We start from the raw sequence: 5,463 nt of genomic DNA on the forward strand, positions 1-5,463 counted from the left end.
GGGTGAGGGGGTGGTGGAGGAGAAGCTCCTCGACGTGGGGGCTGCGGGTGTCCTCGGCGCAGCGGAGGGCGAGTTCGAGGAGGGCGGTGCCGGGCAGCACGACGGTTCCCGCGATGGCGCGCTCGGTGAGCCAGCTGTCGTGGTCGGCCGGAGGGACGCTCCCGGTGAGCACCATGCCGCCGTCCGCCAGAGCCGCCGCGGTGTCCAGCAGCGGGTGGTCCAGGCCGGTACCGCCGGGGGTGGCGCCGCCGGAGGCGCGGGGGGCGATCCAGTACGGCCGGCGCTGGAAGCGGTAGGTGGGCAGGCCCACGGTCCTGGGGGCCGGATCGGTGCGGAACCAGGGCGTCCAGTCCACCGGGGCGTGACCGGTGTGCAGCGCCGCCAGGCTGTGGGCCAGGGCGGGCACGTCGGGTTGCTTACCGGTGAGGGTGGCGAGCGCGGTGGCTGTGGTCTCCTCGGGGAGGGTGTGGTGGACGGCGTGGGTCAGTACGGGAGCGGGGCCCAGCTCCAGGAAGACGGCCGTGTCCTCGGCGAGGTGGGTGATGCTCTGGTGGAAGTGGACGGGCCTGCGGATGTGGCGGGCCCAGTAATCGGGTGTGGCGATGTCCTCGCCCGCGGGCTCGCCGGTGAGGTTGCTGATGAGCGGGATGCGGGGCGGGTGGAAGGCCAGGTGGCCGATGGCCTCGGTGAAGGGGACGAGGATGGGCTCCATCTGGGGAGAGTGGAAGGCGTGGGAGACCGGGAGGGCGCGGGTCTTGCGGCCTCGCTCCCGCCAGGCGGCGGTGAGGGCGGCGACCTGGTCGGCGGGGCCGGAGACGACGGTGTGTGTGGGGGTGTTCATCGCGGCGATGGCCAGGTCGGGATAGTCGGCCAGGGTGGCGGTGATCTCCTGTTCGTCGGCGTTCACGGTGGCCATGGCGCCGCCGGACGGGAGGCCGCCCATGAGGGTGGCGCGGGCGGCGACGAGTTGGGCGGCGTCCTCCAGGGAGAGCACACCGGCGAGGTGGGCGGCGCTGATCTCACCGATGGAGTGTCCGGCGACCGCGTCGGGCGCCAGGCCCATGTCGCCCAGCAGGCGGGCGAGGGCGATGTGGAGGGCGAAGAGCCCGGCCTGGGTGTAGGTGGTGTGGTGGATCAGGTCGCCGTGTCCGGGGTCGGTGGCGAAGACCACGTCGGCGAGCGGGTGATCGAGGTGGGGGTCCAGGAGCGCGCGGACCTCGTCGAAGGCCTCGGCGAAGACGGGGAAACGCCGGTAGAGGTCGGCGCCCATGCCGGGGCGCTGGCTGCCTTGTCCGGAGAACAGCCACACCGTCTTCCCCGGCGTGTCCGAAGCGGTGCCACCGGGGGTGGACAGGCCGGGGTGGGGGGACCCGTCGGCCAGCGCCTCCAGGGCGGCGGCCATCTCCTCGCGGCCCTCCCCGACGATCACGGCCCGCCGCTCGAACATCGCCCGTGTCGTGGCCAAGGACCATCCCACGTCCGCGACCGACGCACGGTCGTCGGTCCCCAGGTGCTCGGCGAGCGCCGAGGCCTGCTCGCGCAGCGCCTGCTCGTCCCGCGCCGACAGCGGCCAGGGCACCACGCCGCCCGCGATGGCGGGCGCGGCGGCCGGTTCGGGCGCGGGATCGGGCGGTGGGGGCGCCTCTTCCAGGATCACATGAGCGTTGGTACCGGAGGCGCCGAAGGAGGACACACCGGCGCGGCGGGGGTGGCCGGTCGCGGGCCAGTCGGTGGGTTCGGTGAGGAGTTCGACGTTTCCGGCGGTCCAGTCGATGTGCGGGCTGGGTTCGTCGATGTGGAGGCTGGCGGGCAGCCGACCGTGACGCAGGGCCATGATCATCTTGATGACACCGGCGATGCCGCTGGCGGCCTGGGTGTGGCCGATGTTGGACTTGACCGAGCCGAGCCACAGCGGCCGGTCGTCGGGGCGGCCTTGGCCGTAGGTGGCCAGGAGGGCCTGGGCCTCGATGGGGTCGCCGAGGGTGGTGCCGGTGCCGTGGGCCTCGACGGCGTCGATGTCGGCGGGGCCCAGAGCGGCGTTGGCGAGGGCCTGGGCGATGACGCGTTGCTGGGAGGGGCCGTTGGGGGCGGTCAGACCGTTGCTCGCGCCGTCCTGGTTGATCGCGGATCCGCGCAGTACGGCGAGCACCTGATGGCCGTTGCGGCGGGCGTCGGAGAGCCGTTCGAGCACGACGAGCCCGGCTCCCTCGCTCAGGCTGGTGCCGTCGGCGGCGGCGGCGAACGGCTTGCACCGGCCGTCGGGCGCCAGGCCGCGCTGCCGGGAGAACCCGGTGAACGGGTCGGGGGTGGCCATGACGGTCACGCCGCCCGCGAGCGCCAGGTCGCATTCGCCCTGGCGGAGGGCCCCGGCGGCGAGGTGCATGGAGACCAAGGAGGAGGAGCAGGCGGTGTCGACGGTGACGGCGGGGCCCTGGAGGCCGAGGGTGTACGCCACCCGGCCGGAGATGATGCTGCCGATGCTGGAGAGCATGGTGTAGCCGTCCAGGCGGGGGTCGCCGGGGGGCAGGCCGGTGGCGTAGTCATGGTAGATGACGCCGGTGTAGACGCCGGTCAGGCTCTCTTGGAGGGTGTGGGGGTCGATGCCGGCGCGTTCGAGGGCTTCCCAGGCGGTTTCCAGGACGAGGCGCTGCTGGGGGTCCATGGCGAGGGCTTCGCGGGGGTTGATGCCGAAGAAGGCCGCGTCGAAGCCGTCGACGTCATAGATGAACGCGCCCTCGGAGGCGTAGGTGGTGCCGGGGTGGTCGGAGTCGGGGTGGAACAGGTTGGCCAGGTCCCAGCCACGGTTGGTGGGGAACGGGCCCACCACCTCCCGTCCCGCCGCGACCAGGTCCCACAACTCCTCGGGCGTGGTCACCCCGCCAGGGAAGCGGCACGCCATCGCCACCACCGCGATCGGCTCGTCGTCCACGGCGCCGGCCCGGGCCGGCGTTACCGCGAGAGGCGAGGAGGTGGACGTGGTGGCGGTCAGGCGCTGCAAGAGGTGGTCGGCGAGGCCCCGGGGGGTCGGATAGTCGAAGACCAGGCCGGCGGGCAGGCGCAGCCCGGTGGCCTCGGCCAGGCGGTTGCGCAGTCCGACCGCTGTGAGGGAGTCGAAGCCCAGCTCCTTGAAGGCGGCTTCGGGCCTGATGGCCGCGTCGGAGGAGTGGCCCAGGACCACGGCGGCCATCTGGCGCACCGTTTCCAGCATCAGTTCACGCTGTCCGGAGCTGTCGAGACCGGTGAGGCGTGAGGCCAGGGCGCTTGCCGCCGATCGCCGTTCCGCGGCGCGGCGCCGGGCGGGCCGGGCCAGGGCGCGCAGCAGCGCGGGGACCGTGGGTCCCAGTCGGGTGGAGTCCAGGTCGGCGACCACGGCCACCGGGTGGGTGAGGTGCGGCGCCGTGTCGAACAGGTGCAGGGCGTGGGGCGTGGCCCGTTCTTCCAAGGCCCAGGCCAGGCCGGCGCCCGGGAGCCCGGCGGAACGCCGGTGGGCGATCAGCGCATCGGCGCAGGAGTGGGCGGCGGCGTGTCCGGCCTGGCCCGGGCCGGCCACGGCGTCGGCGGCGGAGGAGAGCACCACGAACATCCGCAGCGGCAGGTCACGGGTGAGGGTGTGCAGATTCCACGTGCCGGTGGCCTTCGTCGCCCACGTCCGCGACAGTCGCTCGTCGTCCCAGGCTTCCACCGGGGCCGCGTCGGCCGCCTCGGCGATGTGTACGACGCCCACCAGCGGGTGGCTGTCGGGAATCGCCTCCAGCGCCGCGGCCAGGGCGGTGTGGTCGGCGACATCGGCCTCCGCCGCCTCCACCTCCGCCCCCAGCGCCGTCAGCCGCTGGACCAGGGCGGCCGCTTCGGGGGCCTCGCCGCCGTGGCGGGAGAGCAGCAGCAGCCGCGGGGCGCCGTACGCGCGCACCAGATGCTCGGCGACCACGTCGTGCAACAGACCGGGGTCACCGGCCACCACCACCGTGCCGCCGGAGAGATCGACCTCCGTGCGCTCCTCGGGCCGCTCGACGGCACGCAGCAGACGCGGGACCGAGACCACGCCCGAACGGACCGCGATCTGCGGCTCGTCCGCGTCGATGGCTCGGTGGACCGCCTCGAACAGCTTTTCGCTCCCGCTCGTGTCGGTGCCGGTGTCGGTGTCGGTGTCGGTGTCGGTGTCGACCAGCGTGATCCGGCCCGGGTGCTCGGCCTGGACCGCGCGGACCAGGCCCCAGACGGCCGCGCCACCCGGCTCCGCGGGCCCGTCGTCGCCGACCGAGACCGCGCCGGAGGTGACCAGCACCAGCCGGGAATCCGGTGACCGCGGCTCGGCCAGCCAGTCCTGGATGAGGCCAAGCGCGCGCCGGGCAGTGGCCAGCCCCGTCTCGCTCCCGGTCCCGGTGTCGGCCGTCGGCGCCACGGCGGTGAGGACCACGTCGTCGGTCTCCGTCGGCTCGGGCCGGTCCTCCGGCGGCGGCAGCGGCGTCCACTCCACCGTGAACAGGCCGCCCGCGCCACGCCGTTCGGCGGCCTTCAACCAGTCGCTCTCGGCAGGGCGCAGCGTGACCGAATCCACGCTGAGCACGGGGGCGCCGGTCGGGTCCGCGACGACGACGTTCAGCTCGCGGCCTTCGCCGTCCTCCGACTGTCGCGCACGGAGCCGGACGCGAACGCCGGTCGCGCCGCCCGCGTGCAGCGATACGCCGCTCCAGACGAACGGCAGCCACAGCGCGCCGTCGGCCCGCTGGTGGTCCAGCGCCACCGGGTGCAGGGCCGCTTCGAGCAGCGCGGGATGAATGCCGAACCCGTCGGTGTTCTCCTCGGCTCCCTGGTCCAGGGCCACCTCGGCGAGGAGATCGGCGCCGTGTCGCCACACCGCCTGGACGCCCCGGAACGTCGGGCCGTACCGGTAACCGGCCGCCTCGGTGCGCGCGTACAGATCGGCGATGTCCACCGGCGAGGCACCGGCGGGGGGCCAGGCACCCGTGAGCTCCGTCCCGGCCGTCGTCCCGGCAGCTGTGCCGGATGCGAGAGTGCCCGTCGCGTGGCAGGCCCAGGTGTCCCGTTCCCCGGGTCCCTCCGGTGAGCCGGACGCGGGCTGGGAGCAGACGCGTAGCTCGCGGCGCCCGTCCTCGTCGGGGGCGTCCACCACGACCTGGACCCGCAGCTCGGAGGTGGCCGACAGAGTCAGGGGCACCTCCAGGGTCAGCTCTTCGAGGTCGCCGCAGCCCGCCTCGTCGGCCGCCCTCAGCGCCCACTCCACAAGTGCCGTGCTGGGCAGCAGGACCACGCCCGCGACCTCGTGCTCGCTCAGCCAGCCGGCGTCACCGGCGGCCGGAAGTCGCCCGGTGAGCAGAAGCCCGCCGTCGGCGAGCCCCGTCGCGGCCGACAACTGAGGGTGTTCCACCGGCCGCAGGCCCGCCGCGCTGAGATCGCCGGCCGTACGGCCCGCTGCCACCCAGTAGCGCTCGCGCTGGAAGG

At 74.2% G+C, this 5,463-nt stretch carries 1 protein-coding gene; it reads right to left on the bottom strand.

Translation table 11 applies throughout. The features are described 5' to 3' along the window. On the bottom strand, positions 1–5,463 hold a 5,463-nt coding region (locus CCN51_RS36065; protein ID WP_143675992.1), incomplete at both ends, for a type I polyketide synthase.

Source organism: Streptomyces milbemycinicus (genome assembly GCF_002154605.1).
Taxonomy (GTDB): domain Bacteria; phylum Actinomycetota; class Actinomycetes; order Streptomycetales; family Streptomycetaceae; genus Streptomyces; species Streptomyces milbemycinicus.